Source organism: Nostocoides sp. HKS02 (genome assembly GCF_009707485.1).
Classification (GTDB): Bacteria; Actinomycetota; Actinomycetes; order Actinomycetales; family Dermatophilaceae; genus Pedococcus.
Genome location: NZ_CP046121.1, coordinates 36,043 through 57,213 on the forward strand (window position 1 = coordinate 36,043; position 21,171 = coordinate 57,213).

At 71.4% G+C, this 21,171-nt stretch carries 18 protein-coding genes and 2 pseudogenes; 8 read left to right on the top strand and 12 right to left on the bottom strand.

Annotated elements, in window-relative coordinates; genetic code table 11:
- Positions 1-9: 9 nt before the first annotated feature.
- Positions 10-1,473 (bottom strand): uracil-xanthine permease family protein, encoded by a 1,464-nt coding sequence (locus GKE56_RS00155; RefSeq protein ID WP_154682839.1) that lies wholly within the window; start codon positions 1,471-1,473, stop codon positions 10-12.
- Between the two features lie 152 nt (positions 1,474-1,625).
- Positions 1,626-3,329, bottom strand: coding sequence for a CdaR family transcriptional regulator (locus GKE56_RS00160; RefSeq protein ID WP_154682840.1), 1,704 nt, complete (start codon positions 3,327-3,329; stop codon positions 1,626-1,628).
- A 114-nt stretch (positions 3,330-3,443) separates the two neighbouring features.
- On the opposite strand from GKE56_RS00160, the gene GKE56_RS00165 reads away from it, so the two are divergent.
- The 5 genes from GKE56_RS00165 to GKE56_RS00185 are packed head-to-tail and all read left to right on the top strand — an operon-like array spanning position 3,444 to position 8,380.
- Positions 3,444-4,283, top strand: a complete 840-nt coding sequence (locus GKE56_RS00165; protein ID WP_154682841.1) for a DUF2877 domain-containing protein — start codon at positions 3,444-3,446, stop codon at positions 4,281-4,283.
- Positions 4,280-5,779 carry an FdrA family protein gene (locus tag GKE56_RS00170; RefSeq protein ID WP_230209064.1) on the top strand — a complete coding sequence of 500 codons (1,500 nt, stop codon included), beginning with the start codon at positions 4,280-4,282 and terminating at the stop codon, positions 5,777-5,779. Before GKE56_RS00165 ends, GKE56_RS00170 begins: the two co-directional genes overlap by 4 nt.
- Positions 5,776-7,182 (top strand): DUF1116 domain-containing protein, encoded by a 1,407-nt coding sequence (locus tag GKE56_RS00175; protein WP_154682842.1) that lies wholly within the window; start codon positions 5,776-5,778, stop codon positions 7,180-7,182. The genes GKE56_RS00170 and GKE56_RS00175 overlap by 4 nt, the downstream gene beginning before the upstream one ends.
- Positions 7,183-7,233: 51 nt before the next feature.
- The gene (locus GKE56_RS00180) at positions 7,234-8,106 is read left to right on the top strand and encodes a bifunctional methylenetetrahydrofolate dehydrogenase/methenyltetrahydrofolate cyclohydrolase (protein WP_154682843.1); all 873 of its coding nucleotides are present in this window, start codon (positions 7,234-7,236) and stop codon (positions 8,104-8,106) included.
- Between the two features lie 4 nt (positions 8,107-8,110).
- Positions 8,111-8,380, top strand: a complete 270-nt coding sequence (locus GKE56_RS00185; protein ID WP_154682844.1) for a DUF3017 domain-containing protein — start codon at positions 8,111-8,113, stop codon at positions 8,378-8,380.
- A 119-nt stretch (positions 8,381-8,499) separates the two neighbouring features.
- Here GKE56_RS00185 and GKE56_RS00190 read toward each other — a convergent pair whose 3' ends face one another.
- Positions 8,500-9,492 (bottom strand): malate dehydrogenase, encoded by a 993-nt coding sequence (locus GKE56_RS00190; protein ID WP_154682845.1) that lies wholly within the window; start codon positions 9,490-9,492, stop codon positions 8,500-8,502.
- Positions 9,493-9,662: 170 nt separating this feature from the next.
- Between GKE56_RS00190 and GKE56_RS17995 the strand changes: the two are divergent.
- Positions 9,663-9,935 (top strand): annotated as a pseudogene (locus GKE56_RS17995) (NUDIX domain-containing protein); the annotation flags it as partial.
- A 131-nt stretch (positions 9,936-10,066) separates the two neighbouring features.
- Here the strand turns inward: GKE56_RS17995 and GKE56_RS00200 are convergent.
- The gene (locus GKE56_RS00200) at positions 10,067-10,396 is read right to left on the bottom strand and encodes a nitroreductase family deazaflavin-dependent oxidoreductase (RefSeq protein ID WP_230209065.1); all 330 of its coding nucleotides are present in this window, start codon (positions 10,394-10,396) and stop codon (positions 10,067-10,069) included.
- A 96-nt stretch (positions 10,397-10,492) separates the two neighbouring features.
- On the bottom strand, positions 10,493-12,703 hold the full coding sequence (locus GKE56_RS00205) for an NADP-dependent isocitrate dehydrogenase (RefSeq protein ID WP_154682847.1): 2,211 nt from the start codon (positions 12,701-12,703) through the stop codon (positions 10,493-10,495).
- Positions 12,704-13,006: 303 nt separating this feature from the next.
- Between GKE56_RS00205 and GKE56_RS00210 the strand changes: the two genes are divergently transcribed.
- A complete protein-coding gene (locus tag GKE56_RS00210) occupies positions 13,007-13,462 on the top strand; it encodes a hypothetical protein (RefSeq protein WP_154682848.1) in 456 nt (151 codons plus the stop codon).
- Here GKE56_RS00210 and GKE56_RS00215 read toward each other — a convergent pair.
- The 3 genes from GKE56_RS00215 to GKE56_RS00220 are packed head-to-tail and all read right to left on the bottom strand — an operon-like array spanning position 13,416 to position 14,828.
- On the bottom strand, positions 13,416-13,778 hold the full coding sequence (locus tag GKE56_RS00215; RefSeq protein WP_195908193.1) for a PqqD family protein: 363 nt from the start codon (positions 13,776-13,778) through the stop codon (positions 13,416-13,418). The genes GKE56_RS00210 and GKE56_RS00215 overlap by 47 nt on opposite strands.
- Positions 13,771-14,010 (bottom strand): hypothetical protein, encoded by a 240-nt coding sequence (locus GKE56_RS16800; RefSeq protein WP_195908194.1) that lies wholly within the window; start codon positions 14,008-14,010, stop codon positions 13,771-13,773. The genes GKE56_RS00215 and GKE56_RS16800 overlap by 8 nt, the downstream gene beginning before the upstream one ends.
- Before the next feature lie 17 nt (positions 14,011-14,027).
- Entirely contained in the window at positions 14,028-14,828 is an 801-nt protein-coding gene (locus GKE56_RS00220) for a hypothetical protein (RefSeq protein ID WP_154682850.1), read from the bottom strand.
- 74 nt (positions 14,829-14,902) lie between these two features.
- On the opposite strand from GKE56_RS00220, the gene GKE56_RS00225 reads away from it, so the two are divergent.
- On the top strand, positions 14,903-16,384 hold the full coding sequence (locus GKE56_RS00225; RefSeq protein WP_154682851.1) for a polysaccharide biosynthesis tyrosine autokinase: 1,482 nt from the start codon (positions 14,903-14,905) through the stop codon (positions 16,382-16,384).
- 22 nt (positions 16,385-16,406) lie between these two features.
- On the opposite strand, the gene GKE56_RS00230 is transcribed toward GKE56_RS00225, so the two are convergent.
- The 4 genes and pseudogenes from GKE56_RS00230 to GKE56_RS00245 all read right to left on the bottom strand — a co-directional run bounded on the left by GKE56_RS00230 (position 16,407) and on the right by GKE56_RS00245 (position 21,064).
- A complete protein-coding gene (locus tag GKE56_RS00230; RefSeq protein WP_154682852.1) occupies positions 16,407-17,948 on the bottom strand; it encodes a S10 family peptidase in 1,542 nt (513 codons plus the stop codon).
- A 33-nt stretch (positions 17,949-17,981) separates the two neighbouring features.
- Positions 17,982-19,145, bottom strand: a complete 1,164-nt coding sequence (gene galK / locus GKE56_RS00235; protein ID WP_154682853.1) for a galactokinase — start codon at positions 19,143-19,145, stop codon at positions 17,982-17,984.
- A pseudogene (gene galT / locus GKE56_RS00240) lies at positions 19,142-20,258 on the bottom strand (galactose-1-phosphate uridylyltransferase). Before galT ends, galK begins: the two are co-directional and overlap by 4 nt.
- Complete coding sequence (locus GKE56_RS00245) at positions 20,255-21,064, bottom strand: DeoR/GlpR family DNA-binding transcription regulator (protein ID WP_154682854.1); 810 nt, start codon at positions 21,062-21,064, stop codon at positions 20,255-20,257. The pseudogene galT and the gene GKE56_RS00245 overlap by 4 nt, the downstream one beginning before the upstream one ends.
- Positions 21,065-21,171: the final 107 nt, after the last annotated feature.

A 21,171-nucleotide genomic window follows, 5' to 3' on the forward strand; every position in this document is an offset into this window, starting at 1 on the left:
ACGGGGGGGTCAGCGCCTGGTGTCGTCCTGGTAGAGGTCGTCCACCCCGTCGCTGTCTCCGTAGGTCTCATGCCCACCGACGGTGATGACGGTGCCGTCGGCGCGAGCCCGAAGGTCGGCCGGCGCGAGCGCCTTCGCGAGGTGGTATGCCGCGACCGCCACGATGGTGCCGAGCGCGATACCCGTGAGCGAGAAGCTGTCATTGAACTTCAGCGAGACGTTGCCGATGCCGATGACGATGCCCGCGGCCACGGGAACCAGGTTGATCGGGTTGCCGAAGTCGACGCCGTTCTCCTTCCAGATCTTGGCGCCGAGCAGGCCGATCATGCCGTAGAGGACCACGGTGATCCCACCGAGCACCCCGCCGGGCGTCGACGCCACGAGCGCGCCGAACTTGGGCGAGAGGCCGAACACGATGGCGACGATGGCCGCGACGTAGTAGGCGGCCGTGGAGTAGACACGAGTCGCCGCCATGACGCCGATGTTCTCGGCATACGTGGTGGTGGGGGAGCCGCCGACCGCCGTGGCGAGCACGGTGCCGATACCGTCCGCAGCGATGGCCCGGCCCATGACCGGGTCGAGGTCGTGCTTGGTCATCTCGGCGACGGCTTTGACGTGACCGGTGTTCTCCGCAATCAGGGCGATCACTGCGGGAAGCACCAGCAGGATCGCGGCGACGGAGAAGCTCGGTGCGTGCCAGCCGACGACCTCCTTGCCAGCCACCATCTGGGTGTGCGGCGGGAAGCCGATCCAGTCGGCCGCCTTGATGCTGTCGAAGCTCGTGCGGAAGTGGGTCGTGATCTTGCCCGCCCCGGGGTTGAACGAGGTGATCTGGCCGAAGGCCTTGTCGAAGATCCACGACAGGACGTAGCCGAACACCAGCGCGAGGAAGACGGCGATGCGGCCGATGAAGCCCTTGAACGCCACGGCGCAGATGATGACGAAGACCATGACGAGCAGCGCGACCCACTGGTCCTGGGGCCAGTAGATGTTGGCGACGACCGGGGCGAGGTTGAACCCGATGAGCATGACCACGGCGCCGGTCACCACCGGGGGCAGCACCTTGTGGAGCACACCCGAGCCGAGGAAGTGGATCAGTATGCCGACCGCGGCCAGCACGAGCCCGGCGACCAGGATCGCGCCGGTGACCCGGGCCGAGTCGGCGCCCGGCTGGGCGCGGATGGCGGCCACCCCGCCGACGAACGACGCGGAGGTGCCGAGGTAGCTCGGAACCCTGCCCTGGACGATCAGCAGGAAGCAGATCGTCGCGATCCCGCTCATCATGATCGCGAGCTGGGCGTTCAGGCCCATGATCAGGGGGAAGACGAAGGTCGCTCCGAACATCGCGACGACGTGCTGGGCCCCTAGGCCGATGGTCTTGCCCCAGGAGAGGCGCTCATCGGGTGCAACGACGTCATTCGGCCCCATCGTGCGGCCGTCGCCGTGCAGTTTCCATCCCAATCCCACAGCCATGCGGACTCCTTGTTCACCGCCGCGTCAACCGGTATGACGTGGCCCACGTTCCCTTGCGGGATAGGCGAAAACTAGCGGGCCGGAAGTCCTCTGCGTTGGGCAATTGTTGCTATCCGCCCCGGGTGGGGTTTCGGCAGAGTCTGTGGTGCGGCTCAGATACCCCGCATCTGGTGCACCTTCAGGGCCAGCGCCAGCTTGAGGCGCAGCTGCGGGTCGGAGGTGAACGGGCCGAGCAGCTTCTCGAGCTTCGCGATGCGGTACCGGAGGGTGTTGTAGTGGAAGAACATGAGCCGGGCGGTCTCGGCGACGTTCATGTTGGTGTCGATGAGGATCGACAGGGTCCGGCGCAGGTCGGCGTTCTCGGGGCTGTCGTCCCTGGCCAGGTCGCCCAGCGCCTCGTCGACGAAACGGCGCAGGTCGGCGCTGTCGGGGATCAGCGCCAACAGGCGGAAGATACCCAGCTGGTCGAAGTGGGTCACGGCCGAGTCGCCATGGAGCTGGCGGCCCACGCTGACCGCGCTGAGCGCCTCGTCGTAGGCCTGGGGCAGGTCCGCCACCGACTCGATCGGGCGCGAGACGCCGGTCGAGAACGTCCGTCGCCCGCCCCCGCCGATGCCCCGGACCACGCGGACCACCTCGGCGACGGTGCGCATGATCGCGTCGGTGTCGGCCTGGTCGGGCACGGCGAAGAGCGCGACGACCTCCTGGCTGAACCCGACGACGGGTGCCTTGACGTCGCGGACCGCCATGGTCTGGCTCCAGGCCCTGGCGAAGCGGTGCTGCAGCGAGCTGACCTCCTCGGGCGGCCGGCTCGTGTGGGTGTCGTCCTCGTCGGTCTCGGCGACCACGACGACGAGCCGCCGGTCGATGTCCCACCCGAGCGCGGCGGCGTGGGCGACTGCCTCCGTGGCTGGTCCGGCTCGGCCGGAGAGGGCGTCGCGCAGGAACTCGGCGCGGTACTTGCTCTCGACGGCGGAGACGGCCTGCTCCTTGGTGATGGCCAGCGCCGCCACGGTCGCCGCGCGTTCGAGCAGGTGGACGTCGTCGGCGGTGAGCGGGCGGTCCTCGACAAAGAGGGCCAGCAGGCCGTGGTTGGTCTGGCCCGCGGCGATGCGCACCATCGCGCGACGGGCGTTGGGCGCGTCAGGGGGCCGGATGCCGACCGGCTCGCGCTCGGTGACGAGCCGACCGGTCCGATCGAAGCAGTCGAGGGCGAGCGCCGCCGCGACCTCGTGGTCGGACCCGGCCTGGGCGAGCACCCGTCCGTCGCTGCTGGTCACCATCGCGGCGCCCCCGAGGAACTCCGCGAGCCGGCGGCAGAGGTCCTCCAGCCCGCCACCGGCGAGCACCACCTCGACGAGGATCCGGTGGGTCTCCTCGACGCGCTCGAGGATCCCGGACTGCTGGTCGAGCACGGCGTCGAGGACCTCGGTGACGACCTGCTCGGCGCGCACCCGGGTCGCCGCGACCACCAGCGGCAGCGCCTGGCTGGCCGCCGCCCCACGCCAGCGGTCCAGCTGGTCTGGGTGGCCGCCGACGACGACCAGGGCGGTCGCGCCGCCGAGCGCGACCTGCGTCACCGGCTCGCGCCCCGCGTCCTCCCACGCCTGGACGGTCCCGGCCTCGGCGCAGACGAGGTGGTGGCGGGGCTCGGCCGTCGCGCCGAGCAGCGAAGCGCGCACCACGGCGCGATGCAGGTCGCCGGCCTGGGCGGGCTCGGCATCCGCGAGCGAGGGCAGGCTGAGCAGGTCCGCCAGGGTGACTCCGCCGACGGGCTCGCGGGCTGGGCTGGCTGAGGGCGCCGCCGATGGCAAATCCGCGCCAACGGGAGCCTGATCCTTGGCAACATTCACCATGAGGTGACTGTAACCGCACTCGATAGCGTCGCTGCGTCGGTCCTGACGTTTCCGATGCTGTCCGATCACGAGTCGCTCCCCACCAGTCCCCCGGAGGCCCCTGTGGCACCAGCCGTGACGCTCTGGCCGGCCGCCGTCTCCGAGCGGTCGGCGGTCCGGCTCGCGCAGCCACCTCGACCCGCCGTGGTCCTGGGCGCCTTTCCCCGCGCGCTGTACCTCGGGCTGGGCGGCCACGCTGACGTCCTGCCGCTCGTCGCGCCGTCGGGGCTGCGCCTGCCGACTGCGCTGACCGTCGCCACCGAGGCGGTTGGCTGGGGCGTCCAGCCGGGGGACGAGGTCCTCGTCGGGGGCGGCGCGGTCCACCTGCCCGGAGTCTGCGTGCGCGCGGTCCGGACCTGGCGCCCGGCCCGCGTCCCGACCGCGGTCGGGGGCCGCCTGGCCTGGTCCAGCGCAGCGGTCGCGCCGCTGGCGTGGAGCGAGCCGGCACGCCTGCTCACCCAGCGGCTGCGCTCCGGGAGATCTGTCGCATCGGCCGTGGCGGCGCTGGTCGGCGCAGGGCCCGGCCTGACACCCAGTGGCGACGACGTGCTGTGCGGGGTGCTGCTGGGGCTGCGTGTGCACGGCTCGGCGTCGGCAGCTCTCGTCCCCGCTCTGTGGGCGCACGTGCTGCCGCGGCTCACCGCGACGACGAGCCTCTCGGCCGCGCTGCTCACCGAAGCGGCCGAGGGCTATGGCGTGCCCCCAGTGGCACGCCTCGCCGAGGCCATCGTGGACGGGGACGAGGCCGGGGTGGCCGCTGCCGCAGCGGCCGTGCACGCCATCGGCCACAGCTCCGGCTCCGACCTGTTGGGCGGCCTGGTGGGCTCGCTCGAAGCCCTGACGTGCCCGACCTCCAGCATCCACCCCACGACCGATCGCACACCCCGTGCCGCCACCCCAGGGAGCCTGCCGTGACCGACCACCTCGAGGTCCGCAAGGGCGCGTACTACGACTCCGTCAGCCTGATGCAGGTCTCGCGGCAGGTCGCGGGCGCTGCCGGCGTGAGCGCTGCCCAGGTGGCGATGGCCACCGAGCTCAACCTCGAGGTCATCGGCGGGATGGGCTTCAGCGTCCCCGAGGCGGTGCAGCCCAACGAGCTGGTGGTGGCGATCCGCGCCGAGGACGAGGACGGCGTGGCCGCAGGCCTGGCCGCCCTGGAGCAGGCCCTCGGCGCCCTGAAGTCGGCTGGCATCCAGTCCGGCGGTTTCGGTGACGCGCCGCCTCCCCGCACGCTGGGCGCGGCCGTCTCCCGGGCCGGGGCCACCCTCGCGCTCGTCTCGGTTCCCGGCGAGTACGCCACCCTCGAGGCCCTGGACGCGCTGGGTCGAGGCGTCTCGGTGATGCTCTTCTCCGACAACGTGCCGGTCGCGGACGAGGTCCGGCTCAAGGAGGCGGCGGCGCGTGCGGACCTGCTCGTCATGGGGCCGGACTGCGGGACCGCGGTGGTCGGTGGCGTCGCCCTCGGCTTCGCCAACGTCGTGCGCCGGGGCCCGGTCGGGATCGTCGCCGCCTCCGGCACGGGAGCCCAGCAGGTCATGGCGCTCCTGGATGCGGCCGGGGTCGGCGTGAGCCACTGCCTGGGCGTGGGCGGACGCGACCTGTCTGCGGCTGTCGCCGGGCGGTCGACGCGCCAGGCGCTCGCGGCCCTGGCCTTGGACGAGGGCACCGAAGCCGTCGTCGTCGTGTCCAAGCCCCCCGCCCCCGAGGTGCTCGCCGACCTCGAGGCGTATGCCGCGGGGCTGGGTGTCCCCGTGCACTGGGCCATCCTCGGGGCCGGACGACCCGACCTGACCGCTGCCACCGAGGCCGCGCTGGCCGCGACGGGCGTGGACGTGCCGCAGTGGCCCAGCTGGGAGGGCGCCGCCACAGGTGCTGTCGGCGGGCACCTGCGCGGGCTGTTCTGCGGTGGCACCCTCGCCGACGAGGCGATGCTCATCGCCAGTGCCGAGCTCGGCGGCATACGCTCCAACATCCCGTTGTCGCCCGAGCTGGCGCTGGGCGCCGACCTTCGCACCGACGGGCACGCCGTCATCGACTTCGGCGACGACACGCTCACCCGCGGCCGCGCCCACCCGATGATCGACCCCACGCTGCGCCTCGAACGGCTCCGGGCGGAGGCCGCCGACCCCACGTGCGGCGTCCTGCTCCTCGACCTCGTGCTCGGACACGGCGCCCACGCCGACCCCGCCCCCGAGCTGGCCGCCGCCATCGAGGCGGCCCGGGAGTCGGCCGGACGTCCCCTGCCGGTGGTGGTGTCGCTGACCGGCACCACCGGCGACCCCCAGGGCCTGGAGCGCAGCGCCGCGATCCTGCACCAGGCGGGCGCCACCGTGTACCTGTCGAACGCCCAGGCCACCCGCCACGCCGTGTCCCTGGTGACCGGCACCGACCACCAGGAGCCCTCCCGATGACCCTGCCCCTGCACGGCCTGCTGTCCGAGGACCCCGTGGTCGCGACGTCCGGGGTCAGCCTCTTCGCGGAAGCGCTGCGCGCCCAGGCGGTTCCGGTCACCGAGACGGACTGGCAGCCGCCTCTCGAGGGCGCCGGGCCCGCGCTCGCGGCGGTGATGGCCGACCCGCGACGCACCGAGGCCAACGCCCTGGCCTTGCAGCGGATGACCGCCGCGGGCGCGGACTTCGTCGACGTCCGGCCGGCCAGCGAGGCATTGGGCCTCGAGCGTGGAACCTTCCTGCACGCCGGGCCGCCGCTGGAGTGGGAGCGTGCCTCCGGTCCCATGCGAGGCGCCCTCATCGGAGCCATGCTGTTCGAGGGGATGGCACAGACCCCCGAGGAGGCGGAGGCGGCGCTGGCGGCCGGGCAGGTCACCCTGGAGCCCTGCCACCACCGCGCTGCCGTCGGGCCGATGGCGGGCGTGGTCTCGCCGTCGATGTGGGTCTACGAGCTGCGCGACGAGGTCCACGACCACACCTCCTGGTGCTCGCTGAACGAGGGCCTCGGCAAGGTGCTCCGCTACGGCGCCTACGGGCCCGAGGTCATCGACCGGCTGCACTGGATGAACTCGGTGCTCGGCCCCTTGCTGCAACAGGCGATTCGCGCCGCCGGTCCGATCGACGTCAAGTCGATCATCGCCCAGATGCTGCAGATGGGCGACGAGGGCCACAACCGCAACCGGGCCGGCTCGCTGATGCTCCTCCGTGAGCTGCTGCCGTCCCTCATCACGGCCGATGGCTCGTCCAGTGACATCGCCGAGGCCGTCCGCTTCTCCGGCGCCAACGAGCACTTCTTCCTCAACCTCGGTATGCCGGCGTGCAAGCTCTCGACGCTCGCCGCCGAGGGCATCCCCGGCTCGTCCGTCGTGACGACGATGGCCCGCAACGGCACCGACTTCGGCATCCGCACCGCCGGTACCGGCGACCAGTGGTTCACCGGCCCGGCCAACACGCCGCAGGGACTGTTCCTCGGGTCCTACGGGCCTGACGACGCCAACCCCGACATCGGTGACTCCGCCATCACCGAGACGGCCGGCATCGGTGGCTTCGCGATGGCAGCGGCTCCCGCGATCGTGCGCTTCGTCGGCGGGGACGTGCCGTTCGCGCTGCGGGCGACGCGCACGATGTACGAGATCACCGTGGGCGAGCACACGGCATACCAGGTGCCCATCCTGGAGTTCCGCGGTACGCCCACCGGCATCGACGTGGTCGCGGTCGCGCGCACCGGGATCCTGCCCCAGATCAACACCGGCATGGCCGGACGGGTCGCCGGGACCGGGCAGGTGGGCGCCGGTCTGGTGAACCCACCGGTGGAGTGCTTCACGCAGGCCCTCGAGGCGCTCGCGGCGACTGCCACCCCCTGACCGCGTGGGCGCTCAGGAACCGCCGAGGGCGGCGTGGCAGGATACGGGACCGTGACGGCACGCATCCTCGACGGCAAGGCGGTCCTCGCGGCCATCAAGGACGAGCTGCGTGGGCGGGTGGACGCGCTGCGCGAGCAGGGCGTGGTGCCCGGCCTGGGCACCGTGCTGGTGGGAGACGACCCGGGCAGCCAGTGGTACGTCGCCGCCAAACACAAGGACTGTGCCGAGGTCGGCATCACGAGCATTCGCCGAGACCTGGCTGCCAGCGCGACGCAGGCAGAGGTCGAGGCCGTCATCGACGAGCTCAACGCCGATCCTGGGTGCACCGGCTTCCTCGTGCAGCAACCGACGGGGCTCGACGAGTTCGCGCTGCTGTCGCGGGTCGACCCGGTCAAGGACGTCGACGGGCTGCACCCGACGAACCTGGGCTGGCTCGTACTGGGCAAGGAAGCGCCGCTGCCCTGCACGCCGGCCGGCTGCATCGAGCTGCTCCGGCGGTTCGACGTGCCGTTGGCGGGGGCTCGGGTGGTCTTGGTCGGCCGTGGCATCACTGTGGGCCGCCCGCTGGGCCTCATGCTGACCCGGCGCAGCGAGAACGCCACGGTCACGTTGTGCCACACCGGAACCCGTGACCTGGCGGCGGAGGTGCGCCAGGCCGACATCGTCGTGGCGGCCGCCGGTGTGCCGGGCCTGATCACCGCCGACATGGTCAAGCCCGGCGCAGCCGTGCTCGATGTGGGCGTGAGCCGCATCCTCGCCGAGGACGGTCGGTCCAAGGTGGCCGGCGACGTCGCTGCCGACGTGGCCGAGGTCGCGGGCTGGGTCAGCCCCAACCCCGGGGGTGTGGGCCCGATGACCCGCGCCATGCTGCTGTCGAACATCGTGGCCGCAGCGGAGCGACAGCTCGCCGAGACCTCGGCCTGACTTCGTGACCACGCCGCGCCTGGGGTGGTGGTGGGCCATCGCACCCGTCCTCGTGTCGGGGCTGTTGGCCTTCGCCCAGGGCGACGTGCGACTCGGCGGCTACCTCGTGGCCGCCGGCGTGTGGTTCGCGGCCCTGCTACGGCTGGTGCTGCCGACCTCGCGCAGCGGTGGGCTCGCGGTGCGCTCGCGCGGCGTGGACGCCGTCACCATGGCCGTGCTCGGCCTGGCGTTGGTCGTGATCACGTCCTCGCTGGACCTGACGGTCCGGCCCTGACGGGTCCGGCCCTGACGGGTCCGGCCCTGACGGGTCCGGCCCTGACGGGTCCGGCCCTGACGGATCCGGCCCGGCCCGACCGCGAGGCGGTCGGCCGGGCCGGTCAGGTCGTCAGACGGTCAGGAAATCAGGCCCAGACCGCGCACGGCGTCGCGCTCCTCGGCGAGCTCGGCGACGGAGGCATCGATCCGGGCGCGGGAGAAGTCGTCGATCTCGAGGCCCTGGACGATCGACCAGGCGCCGTCCTTCACCGTGACGGGGAAGGACGAGATGAGGCCCTCGGGCACGCCGTAGGAGCCGTCGGAGCACACCGACATCGACACCCAGTCACCCTCGGCCGTGCCGATGGCCCAGTCACGGGCGTGGTCGACGGTGGCGCTCGCCGCGGATGCGGCCGACGAGGCGCCGCGCGCCTCGATGATCGCCGCGCCGCGCTTGGCCACAGTCGGGATGAAGGTGCCTTCGAGCCAGGCCTGGTCGTTCACTGCCTCGGCGGCGTTCTTGCCCGACACCTCGGCGTGGAACAGGTCGGGGTACTGGGTGGCGGAGTGGTTGCCCCAGATCGTCATCTTGCGGATCTCGGTCACCGGGACGCCGAGCTTGGCCGCGAGCTGGCTGATGGCGCGGTTGTGGTCCAAGCGGGTCAACGCGGCGAAGCGCTCGCGGGGGATGTCGGGGGCGTTGCTCATCGCGATGAGCGCGTTGGTGTTGGCCGGGTTGCCGGTCACGGTGACGTGGACGTCGTCGGCCGCGACGGCGTTGAGCGCCTTGCCCTGGGGGGCGAAGATGCCGCCGTTGGCCTCGAGCAGGTCGCCGCGCTCCATGCCCGGGCCCCGGGGTCGGGCGCCGACGAGCAGGGCGTGGTTGACGCCGTCGAAGATGGTGTTGGCGTCGTCGCCGATCTCGACGCCGGCCAGGGTCGGGAACGCGCAGTCGTCGAGCTCCATGACGACACCCTCGAGCGCCTTGAGCGCGGGGGTGATCTCCAGGAGCCGCAGCTCGACCGGGGTGTCCGGCCCGAAGAGCGAGCCGCTCGCGATCCGGAAGAGGAGGCTGTAACCGATCTGACCGGCCGCGCCGGTGACGGCGACCTTGACGGGGGTAGTGCTCACGATGGGCCCTTCACTCGGGGTCTGGCAGTGCTGGCTGGACTACTTGGCGACGTTAGCAGGGGTGCGAGGTCCAGGTCCGAGGTGGTTGGCGGGTGGCTAGGGTCGGGGACATGCCCACCCCCGACTTCGTCCTGGCCCTGCGCGAGCGGGTGGGTCACGACCCCTTGTGGATGCCCGGCGTCACCGCCGTCGTCCGCAACGACCGGGGTGAGGTGCTGCTCGTCCGTCGCGCGGACTTCGGCCACTGGGGGTTGGTCAGCGGCATCCTCGAGCCGGGCGAGCAGCCCGCGGTCGGCCTGCTCCGCGAGATCGAGGAGGAGACCGGCGTCATCGCGCAGGTCGAGGCGTTGACGGCGGTGTGGACCCTGCCGGAGGTGACGTACCCCAACGGCGACCGTGCCCAGTACCTCGACCTGTGCTTCCTGGCGCGCTACGTCGCGGGCGAGGCCAGGGTGAACGACGACGAGTCCACGGAGGTGGGCTGGTTTGCGCTACGCGCTCCCGCCCGACCTCGTCGAACGCTCGCGGGTGCGGCTGGAGCGCGCCCTCGCCTACGACGGCGCCGCGTGGTTCGTCAGGTGACCCGGCGCAGACGCACGACCGGGATGACGCGCGACGTCTTCTTCTCGTACTCGCCGAAGCCGGGGCGCTGCGCGACGATGGTCGGCCAGGCCTCGGCTCGCTCCTCCTCGGTGAGCACCTGCGCCTCGACGGTGAACGTCTCGGTGCCGACCTCGACGTCGAACCGCGGGTGGGCCAGCACATTGTGGTACCAGTCCGGATTGGTCGGCGCGCCCCCCTTCGATGCCACGATGAGCATCGAGGAGTCCGGCTGGGGGAAGTAGACCAGCGGGTTGACCCGGACGGTGCCGGTCTTGGCGCCGATGTGGTGGATGAGGATCATCGGGGCCCCGGCGAAGTAGCCGCCGACCCGGCCCTCGTTGGTGCGGAACTCCTCGATGACCCCGCTTGTTCCAGTCGCTCATGTCCGGTGCACCGTCTAGCGGAGCGACGCGAGTGCCCGGTTGAAGGTCGCCGACGGACGCATGACGGCGATCGCCTTGGCCTCGTCGGGCCGGTAGTACCCGCCGATGTCGGCGGGGTGGCCCTGCACCCCGAGCAGCTCGGCGGTGATCGTCTGCTCCTCGGCGGTCAGCGTCTGCGCGACGGATGCGAAGGCCGCGGCCAGCTCGGCATCCTGGGTCTGGGTGGCCAGCTCGTCGGCCCAGAACATCGCGAGGTAGAAGTGGCTGCCCCGGTTGTCGATCTGGCCCACCTTGCGTGCCGGTGACTTGTTCTCGTTGAGGAGCCGCTCGGTGGCGCGGTCGAGGGTGTCGGCGAGGATCTCGGCGCGCGGGTTGTCGGTCGTCGTCGACATGTGGCGCAGGCTCTCGGCGAGGGCGAGGAACTCGCCGAGGCTGTCCCAGCGCAGGTAGTTCTCCTGGACCAGCTGCTGCACGTGCTTGGGCGCCGAGCCGCCCGCCCCGGTCTCGAACAGGCCGCCGCCGTTCATCAGCGGCACCACGGAGAGCATCTTCGCGCTGGTCCCGAGCTCGAGGATCGGGAAGAGGTCGGTGTTGTAGTCGCGCAGGACGTTGCCCGTCACCGAGATGGTGTCCTCGCCCTTGCGGATGCGCTCCACCGAGAAGGTCGCCGCGTCCACCGGCGAGAGGATCTGCAGGTCGAGGCCATCGGTGTCGTGCTCGGGGAGATAGGCCTCGACCTTGGCGATGAGGTTGGCGTCGTGGGCGCGCTCGCGGTCGAGCCAGAACACGGCCGGGGTGTGGGACGCCCGCGCCCGGGTCACGGCAAGCTTGACCCAGTCGCGGATCGGGGCGTCCTTGGTCTGGCAGGCACGCCAGATGTCGCCCGGCTCGACGTCGTGGGCCATCAGGACCTCACCAGCGCTGCTGACCACCTGGACGGTGCCGGACTCGGCGATCTCGAACGTCTTGTCGTGGCTGCCGTACTCCTCGGCCTTCTGCGCCATCAGGCCCACGTTGGGCACGGAGCCCATGGTGGTGGGGTCGTACGCGCCGTGCGCGCGGCAGTCCTCGATGACGGCCTGGTAGACCCCGGCATACGAGCTGTCGGGGATCACCGCGAGGGTGTCGTGCTCGGCACCGTCTGGACCCCACATGTGACCCGAGGTGCGGATCATCGCGGGCATCGAGGCGTCGACGATCACGTCGCTCGGCACGTGCAGGTTGGTGATCCCCTTGTCGGAGTTGACCATGGCCAGGCGCGGCCCGGCCGCGAGCCCGGCCTCGATGGCCGCCCTGATCTCGGCGCCGTTGTCGAGGGCGCCGAGGCCGTCGAGGATCGACCCGAGTCCGTTGGTGGGCGACAGCCCCGCCGCGGCGAGCTGCGTGCCGTATGCCGCGAAGACCTCGGGGAGGAACGCGCGCACGACGTGGCCGAAGATGATCGGGTCGGAGACCTTCATCATGGTGGCCTTGAGGTGGACCGAGAACAGCACGCCGTCGGCCTTGGCCCGGGCGATCTGCTCGGTCAGGAAGGTGTCGAGCGCTGCGGCGCGCATCACCGTGGCGTCGACGACCTCGCCCTCGAGGACCGCGAGGCCGTCCTTGAGGACCGTGGTGCCGTCGGGGCCCACGAGCTGGATGGTGAGCGTGTCGGCGGCCGGCATCACCACGGACTGCTCGTTGGACCGGAAGTCGTCCTGGCCCATGGTGGCGACGGTGGTCTTGGAGTCGGCTGACCAGGCGCCCATCGAGTGCGGGTGCCGGCGCGCGTAGTTCTTGACCGCGGCGGGTGCCCGCCGGTCTGAGTTGCCCTCGCGCAGCACCGGGTTCACCGCGCTGCCCTTCACGCTGTCGTAGCGGGCGCGGATGTCGCGCTGCTCGTCGGTGAGGACCTCGTCGGGGTAGTCGGGCAGCGCGTAGCCCTTGCTCTGGAGCTCGGCGACAGCGGCCTTGAGCTGGGGGACCGAGGCCGAGACGTTGGGGAGCTTGATGATGTTGGCCTCGGGCGTGGTCGCCAGGGCGCCGAGCTCGGCGAGGGCGTCACCGATCCGCTGGTCCTCGGGGAGCAGGTCGTCGAACGCCGCGATGATGCGGCCGGCCAGGGAGATGTCGCGGGTCTCGACGTCGACGCCGGCCGCCCCGGCAAACGCCTCGATCACCGGCAGGAACGAGTACGTCGCCAGCATGGGCGCTTCGTCGGTGAGGGTGTAGATGATCTTGGCCATGAAGCGGCTCTCCCTGGAGTTGGTGCGGAACGCGACGGTGCGAAGGCGGTGCTCAGGCTATCGAACGCGGTCGACGCGGCCGCGGGCGATGCCCGCTCACCAGGCGGTACGAAGCCGCGCCGCCTCAGCCGAATGGATGAGGCACGGATCGTCGGATACGGCAGTTGACGGAGCCCAAATCTGCGGAAATCGGGCATTTGGCCGACGAATCTTTACCATTTCCTGACGAAAGTCATCCCTGCCCTTTACGTTTCACCTACATACCAAGGAGGTCCGCCGAGACCTCATCAGGATGGGGATCCGATGGACACGCAGGGAAGTCTCGACAGCGAAACCCCGGCCAAACCGCTGGTCAGCCGACGCACGGTCGCCATCGGCGCGGCGTGGTCCGTGCCGGTCATCTTGGCCGTCACCGCGACGCCGGCGGCAGCCGCTTCGCTCGTCGCCGCGGTGGAGGACGCCGGGCAGGGCTCGCTCAAGCACACGAAGAACCAGACCTACCTGCTGACCCTGTTCTTCACGGTCACGGGCCCGGTCGGGGCGACGGTGCCGATCACCGTCACCAACGTCAGCACCACCACGGTGCCCGGGCCGGTCGAGTTCACGGTCGTCCCGCAAACCGTGAACGTGCCGGTCGGCGTGAACTCGGCGACCTACGCGTTCGAGCGACAGGGCAACAACTCGGCGTTGACGGCGACGGTGACGTACATCGTCAACGGCGGGGCGGCCCAGACGGCGACTGTCCCGGTCGTGATGTAGGGCCTCGCATGGGGGCGGCGGTGGTCACGGTGGCTGCGAGACCTCGCTCGCTCAAGGTGGTGAGGAAGCTGCGGACATCGGCGGCGACTTCGGTGGCCGGGAGACCGAAGTCGAGGGCCACCGCAGCGACCACCTGGTCGGTCGTGCGGGGCTCGGCCAAAGCGTGCCAGATCGCGGCGGCCGAGCCCTCCATGACCAGCGGACGGGCAGTCTGCGGGTCCTGGAGGTCGAGCACGACGACCCGCTCGCCGTGGTCGACCACCGCGACATCGGGGGAACGGTGCCACACCGGCTCGTCGACACGGGGCTCAGGCAAGGTCCACCAGGCCCTGGTCATGCAGCTCCGACAAGGCCGCCGCAGTGGCTTCGCGCGGATCGACGCCTTCGGGGGTCGGGCCGCACCTGGCCACCGCAACCTCCACCAGCTGGGACACCTCGGTCCAGTCGGCGCAGGCATCGAGCAGGACCACGGCCAGGGCAGACAGGTGCACCACCTGACGATCCACCAGCACCACCGCCTCGCCCTCCCGGTCGACGCGATCGAGCACGGTACGACAGCGCGCCCTCACCCGGAGCGCCCCAACAACTCGTCCACCACGTCGGCCACGTCGGCCGCCTCCCGATAGGTCACTCGATGCACACCACCGACAGCCTCGCACAGCGTCGTCAGGCGCTGGAGCGGGCGCGCCATCTCGGACAGGTGCGAGGTCTGGGGCACCAGCGCGACAAGCGCGTCGAGGGTGCCCAGGGTCTCGACCTGCGGCGAACCCCGATGCTGCTCATCGCGCTCGAGCAGGCAGAGCGCCACCAGGCGAACGGGGCCACGGGGTGGCTGCAGACCCAGAGCGCTCGGTGCGGTCTCGTCCTTGAGCAGGCTCGCCGGGGCGCGGCGTACGGACAGCGGCTTGGGGTAGGGCACGACGGTGTCGTCGTCGCGCACGACGGTGGTCTCGTCCGTCACGTACCAGCGGCCGGGCCCGAGCACGCTGACGAACGTCGTCTTCCCGGTGCCGCCCGGTGCGACGAAGGCCGCCGCCGCCCCCGTCTCGGGATCGGCGAGGCAGGCGGCGTGCAGCATGAGGTGGTGCCCGGCCCGCGCGTCGATCGCCGCCAGGGTGATGCGCTGGGTGAGGACCTGCAGCAGGTCGTCCAGCCGGTCGCCCGACAGGTGGCCACGGGACCGTGCCTCGGCACGCAGCGCAGGGTCGCTGTCGAAGACGACGTGGACCGTGGCCTCGACCGTGGCCTCGGCCGTTGCCTCGTCCGCAGGCCGGCAGAACTCCCACAAGGGACGCAGCGACGCAGCCACCTCGCCGGCTCGGTCGCCGTCGATGTGGACCTCGACGGGTACGTCGAAGGCACTCACCACCACACGGTTCGGCGCAGGGACTGCCTGAGTGCCGGTCACAGCCCGCAGAGTAGAGCACAGGGGGAGTTGTCATGGAGCTGAAGGACTACCTGGCCGTGGCCCGCACGTACTGGCGCGGGGTCACCGTGTTCGTGCTCTTCGGGGTTGCCGTCGCCGCTGGGCTCAGCATGGTCCAGCCGAAGATCTACCAGGCCGATGCCAGCGGTTTCGTCAGCTCGGGAACGAGCACGTCGCCGGGTGAGGCCTCGGTCAGCGACTCGCTGGCCAAGTCACGGGCGGCGTCGTACGTCGACCTGGCCACGTCGCGGGCGACCGCGCAGACGGTCATCGACCGCCTCGGTCTTCAGGCGAACCCGGCCGCCCTGATCGGCAGCGTGACGGTCAGCCAACCGCTCGACACGGTGCTCATCAAGATCAGCGCCCGGGCCTCGACCCCGCTGGCCGCCCAGCAGCTCGCTGATGCCTGGGTCCAGGCTCTCAAGGCCCAAGTGGACCAGGTCGAGAACCCCACCGGGGTGTCGTCCCAGGCGCTGCACATCGTGCCGATCGAGTCGGCGATGCTGCCGGGCGCGCCGGTCTCGCCCAACACCAAGCGGAACGTCGCCCTGGGCTTCGTGGTCGGCCTGCTGCTCGGCTTCGGGTATGCCGTGGTGCGCAGCCAGCTGGATCGCAAGGTCCGCCGGGCCGAGGACGTGGAGCGCCAGTTCGGGGTCACCGTTGCCGCGACGATCCCCGCCAGCCCCGCGATGGTTCGCCGCAAGGGCGGCCGGGTGCCGCTCGTGGTGCTCCAGGGAAAGGGCAAGATCCACGACCCGGTGCACGCGTCAGAGGCCTTCCTCAAGCTGCGCACGAACCTGCAGTTCATGGACATCGACAACCCGCCCCGCGTCATCGTCGTGACCAGCCCCCTGCCCGGCGACGGCAAGTCGACCATCGCCGCGAACCTCGCTGCAGCACTGTCGATGTCGGACCGCCGCGTCGTCCTCATCGACGGCGACCTCCGGCGGCCGGTCGTTGCGGAGTCGTTCGGACTCGTGGAAGGCGCCGGGCTCACCGACGTCCTCATCGGTCGGGTGGACTTCGCCGATGTGGCGCAGTCGGTGGCGGCGCTGCCCAACCTGCTCGTCCTGGCCGCCGGCGGTACCCCGCCCAACCCGAGCGAGATGCTCGGCTCCAAGGCGATGCGCCGGCTGCTCGACTCGCTCGCGGACCGCGGCTACACCGTGATCATCGACGCCCCGCCCCTGCTCCCGGTGACCGATGCGGCGGTGCTGACCGCCTCGGCGGACGGCGCGCTCGTGGCCGTGAGCGCGGGCCGCACGCTCGACACCCAGCTGGCTGCAGCCCTGGGCACCCTGAACGCGGTCCAAGGACACACCCTCGGCGTCGTGCTCAACCGGGTGTCCCCGAAGAGCGCGGACAGCGGGTACTACGGCGGCGGGTACTACGCAGTGCACGACACTCCCGCGCCGGCGGCCCATCCGGCCCCGCGTCGCCGCGTCGTGACCTTCGAGGGGGAGGACTCGCGAACCGCGGCACGGGCCGCCGGCTGAGGAGCCGCGGCCCGGGCGGTGACTACCGAGCCGCGGCGCGGGTGACGAAGTCGGCGAGGTCCCTGCTCTGCTGGAGTCGGCTGGGTTCGTGGACGTACATCATGTGCCCGGCCTCGTAGTACGCGTGCTCGATGTTGTCGTGCAGTGCTGCCGGGATGTCGAGGTGCGCCACGACGTCCTGGGCGCCGTAGTACGGCGTCGCTCCATCGTGGTAGCCGTACGCGATGTGCACCTTGAGGTGGGGGTTGGCCCGCATCGCGCGGGCGAGCTGGCCGCTGACGTCGACCGGCTTCGCCTCGAACTCCTTGTAGGACCACTCCTGATGGGCCACGGACGAGATCTGCGTGTACGGCAGGTCGTTCGCGTACTCGAGCTCGTGGCGGACGTAGTGGTTCCAGGCCGCCGCGTAGGGGCCGCTGATCGCGTCGTAGGACGGGTCGGCGTCCCACATCTCGGCGTTGCCGTGAGCCAACGGTCCGGTGAACCGGGCATCGAGCCGCCCCACCGCAAGGCGCTCCTCGCGTCGCAGCTCGGTGAAGAAGCGGACGTGCTCGATCCGCAGGTTGGCACGGTCGACGTACTCCTGCGACAGCCCGGTCAGCGCCGCGAGCCGTCGCACGTGCTCGGCGCGTTCGGCCGGGGTGAGCCGCGAGCCCCTGGACAGGGCCCAGGGGTAGTCGCGCGCGGCATACTCCTCGGCCTCGGCGAGCACCGTCTTGAGCGCCTTGCGGCCGTGCTTGCCGTGGTAGTGCGCGACCGCGGCATACGTCGGCAGGTAGTCGACATGGGCACGGTCGTTGCTGAACTCGAAGTCGACCGTCGCGAAGTCGAGCACCGAGCTGATCAGCATGAGCCCGTTGAGGTAGAGGCCGTGCTGGCTCTGCAGATGGTCGGCCAGGGCGGCCGCGCGTGTCGTGCCGTAGGACTCGCCGGCGACGAACTTCGGTGACAGCCAACGGTTGTTGCGCTTGGTCCAGAGCCGGATCAGCTCACCGACGCTCTCGAGGTCGGCCTTGAAACCGTGGTAGTCCTTCGGCTTGCCGCCCTCGACCGCCCGGGAGTACCCGGTCGACACGGGGTCGATGAAGACGAGGTCGGAGACGGCCAGGAGCGTCTCGGCGTTGTCGAGCAGGCCATACGGCGGGGGCGTGAGTGCGCCCACGTCGCCGGAGTCCACGCGACGGGGGCCGAGCAGGCCCAGGTGCAACCACACCGAGCTCGAGCCGGGGCCGCCGTTGAACGCGAACGTCACCGGACGGTTCGTGCCGGCGGGGGCATCGAGGACGTAGGACGTCAGGTTCATCTCGGCCTTGGCCTGGTGCCCTTTGAAAACGCCGTCCTCGAGGACTTCCTCGCGCAGGACGACGCGACCGGTCGTCGCGGTGTAGCGCAGGGTGCGGCGCCCGACCTTGAGGCTGTGGCGGGTGCTGACGACGTCGTCCTTGGGCGGGGCCGGAGTGGTCGTCACGGTCACGGCGTCCGATGTGGTGGTCGTGGTCGGGCCCGTGCCCGATGAAGTGGCGCGGGCGGTGTCGGGCGGCGCGCTCGTCAGTTCGTCGGGCATGGGCGCAACCATAGTGCGTCTCGACAGCGCGTCTCAGCGCTCGCGCTGGGCCGCTCCGGATGCTGCGACCACGAATGAGTCGGGTGCTCGAAAGCCCCTGTCGCTGAAGGCTTGTGCGACGCGCCGCTGCGCGCGGTCTGCCCGTGCGGCGGGGACCAGCGCGATGGCTGAGCCGCCGAACCCACCACCGGTCATGCGCGCTCCGAGGGCTCCTGCCGCGACCGACGCCTCGACGGCGGTGTCGAGCTCGGCCACCGAGATCTCGAAGTCGTCGCGCATCGACGCGTGCGACTCGAGGAACAAGGTCCCGAGGCGGCCGAAGTCGTCGTGCCGCAGGGCCTCGACCGCCTGCTCGACGCGCCGGATCTCGGTGACGATGTGCCTCGCCCGCCGCCGCAACAGGTCTGACGAGAGGGTCGCCAGTCTCTCCTCGAGGCGCGCTGGCGGCACCTCGCGCAGGGTGGGCACGCCGAGCTCCTGGGCGGCCTGTTCGCAGGATCGTCGACGTTCGGCGTACTGGCCGTCGACGAGGGCGTGCTCGGCCCGGGTGTCGATGACCAGGAGCGCCAGGTCGTGGGCGGCGAGGTCGAACGGCACCTGCTCGGTGTGCTGGTCGCGGCAGTCCAGGAGCAGGGCGTGCAGTGAGGTCCCCAGCAGGGCCGCCGACTGGTCCATGCCGCCAGTGGGGGCCCGGGCGATGGTGTTCTCGGCGTCGATACACGCTGCTGCCAACGCGCGTCGTGTGCTCGGTGCGTCGAGCAGGCCCAGCCCGAAGAGGTCTGAGGCTGCCGCGCCCACGGCGCACTCGAGCGCGGCCGAGCTCGACAGTCCGGCCCCGAGCGGCACGCGTCCGTCGATGGCGACCTCGAGTCCGCGCACCCGGTGACCGGCGCGTTCCAGCGCCCACGGAACACCTGCGACGTATGCCGCCCACCCGCCCGGGCGCCCGGGCGCCACGTCGTCGAGGGACAGCTCGACCACGTGGTCGCCCTGCGCCGACACGAGCCGAAGGAGGCGGTCGTCGCGCGGTGACGCCGCGGCATACGTGCGGTGGGGCAGCGCGATCGGCAGGCACAGGCCGGCGTTGTAGTCCGTGTGCTCGCCGATCAGGTTGACCCGACCGGGCGCGGACCACACGCCATCGGGGGCGCGGCCGAAGGTGGCCTCGAACAGGGCGGCAGCCGAGTCCGCGCTCACGGTGCGACCTCGCGCAGCCTCGCGGCGATGGTCTCGGGGGGCACGTCGTTGACCCAGCCACCGACGCCCGACTCGGAGCCGGCGAGGTACTTGAGCTTGCCCGGAGCGCGCAGGACCGACATCACCTGCAGGTGCAGGCGCGAGACGTCACGACCCCGGCGGGCGGGGGCCTGGTGCCACCCGGCGATGTAGGGCAACCGGATCGGCGTACCGTCCGCGCCGACGTAGTACCGGTCCAGCCGGCGCATCAGGTCGAGGTAGACGTGGGCGAGGTCGTCGCGCTCGGCGTCGGACAGCTCGGGCAGGTCGGCGACATCGCGGTTCGGCGCCAGGTGCACCTCGACCGGCCAACGGGCCGCGAAGGGGACGTAGGCAGTCCAGTGCTCGGACGCGAGGACGATCCGCTCGCCGCTCTCACGCTCGGCGGCGAGGAGGTCGGCGCCGAGCAGGCGCCCGGTGCGGTCGTGGTGCTTCTGGGCGCGGACCAGCAGGTCGTGGGTGCGCTGGGGCACGGTGGGGTAGGCGTAGATCTGGCCGTGCGGGTGGTTCAGGGTCACGCCGATCTCCTGACCGCGGTTCTCGAAGCAGAACACGTGCTCCACCTCGGGGAGTGCTCCGAGCTCGGCGGCGCGATCGGCCCAGGCGTCGATGACGGTGCGTGCACGTTCTGCGGTCAGGTCGGCGAAGGCGGCGTCGTGGTTGCTCGTGAAGCACACGACCTCGCAGCGCCCTCGGGCCGGGGCGGTCCGGAAGAGCTCGGGCGTCCCCGCGGGTGGGACCACACCGTCGGTCACCGGCGCGTACGACGGGAAGCGGTTCTCGAACACCACGACGTCGTATGCGGTCTCGGGCACCTCGGAGGGGGACGCTCCCAGTCCCGGTGGGACACAGCGGGCACTCGTCCTTGGGGGGCAGGAAGGTGCGGTTGAGGCGGTGTCCCGCGATCGCGACCCAGTCGCCGACCAGCGCGTCGTAGCGAACCTGGCCGGCGACGGCGCGTTCGCCCAGGGGCCTGGTGTCGACGGCCTGGCGCGGGGGAGCGCCAGGGGTGTCGTCGAAGTAGATGATCTCGCGGCCGTCGGCGAGGAGCCGGCTGGTGCGACGGACGCTCATCGCGTTGCCTCCGGGCGTCGGGTGTCCGCGAGGAGGAGCTCGCCGACCACGTCCGCCACCGGGGCGCGCACCGCAGCCGGGAGCTCGTCATCGGTGACGAGCACGTCGACCCCGGCGAGGTCGAGGAAGCTGCTCAGGCCGACCACTCCGAACTTCGTGTGGTCGGCCAGGACGCAGGTGCGTCGGCCGCACCCGACGAGGGCCCGGTTGGTCTGCGACTCCACGAGGTTGGGCGTGGTCAGGCCGGCTCGGGGGTCGACCCCGTGCGCGCCGAGGAGCAGCAGGTCCACGTGCAGCGTCCGAAGTGCGGCGTCGGCCACGGGGCCGACGAGGGCGTCAGAGGGTGTGCGCACCCCGCCGGTGAGGACGACCACCTGGCCGGGCGTCGCGGCCTCGTGCAGGAGCTGGGCGACGGGTACGGAGTTGGTGACCACGGTGAGGTCCCGCACGGCCCGGATCGCCCGCGCGAGCTCGTAGGTGGTCGTGCCGGCCGAGATGCCGATGGACATGCCTGGTTCCACGAAGGCGGCCGCAGCCGCGGCGATGGCCTGCTTCTGGCGGGTCATGAGCGCGGACTTGACCCTGAACCCGGGCTCGTCGCTGCTTGGCTCGACGCCGCTTGGCGCGCCGACCGCGACGGCGCCCCCGTGGACCCGTTCGAGCACCCCGCGCGCAGCCAGCTGGTCGATGTCGCGACGGATGGTCATGTCGGACACGCCCAGCTCGCCGACCAGGTCGGCCACCCGCGCGGCTCCCGCGCGGGTCACGACCTCGACGATCCGCGCGCGGCGCTGGGTGGCAAGCATGCGGTGCAGTCTCGGACCAGTCCTGACATTAGTCAACACGAACCTACATTTTGAGACAGGATCGAACGGCCGACACCCAGGCTCGCTCGTCGACCCCACCTGACACA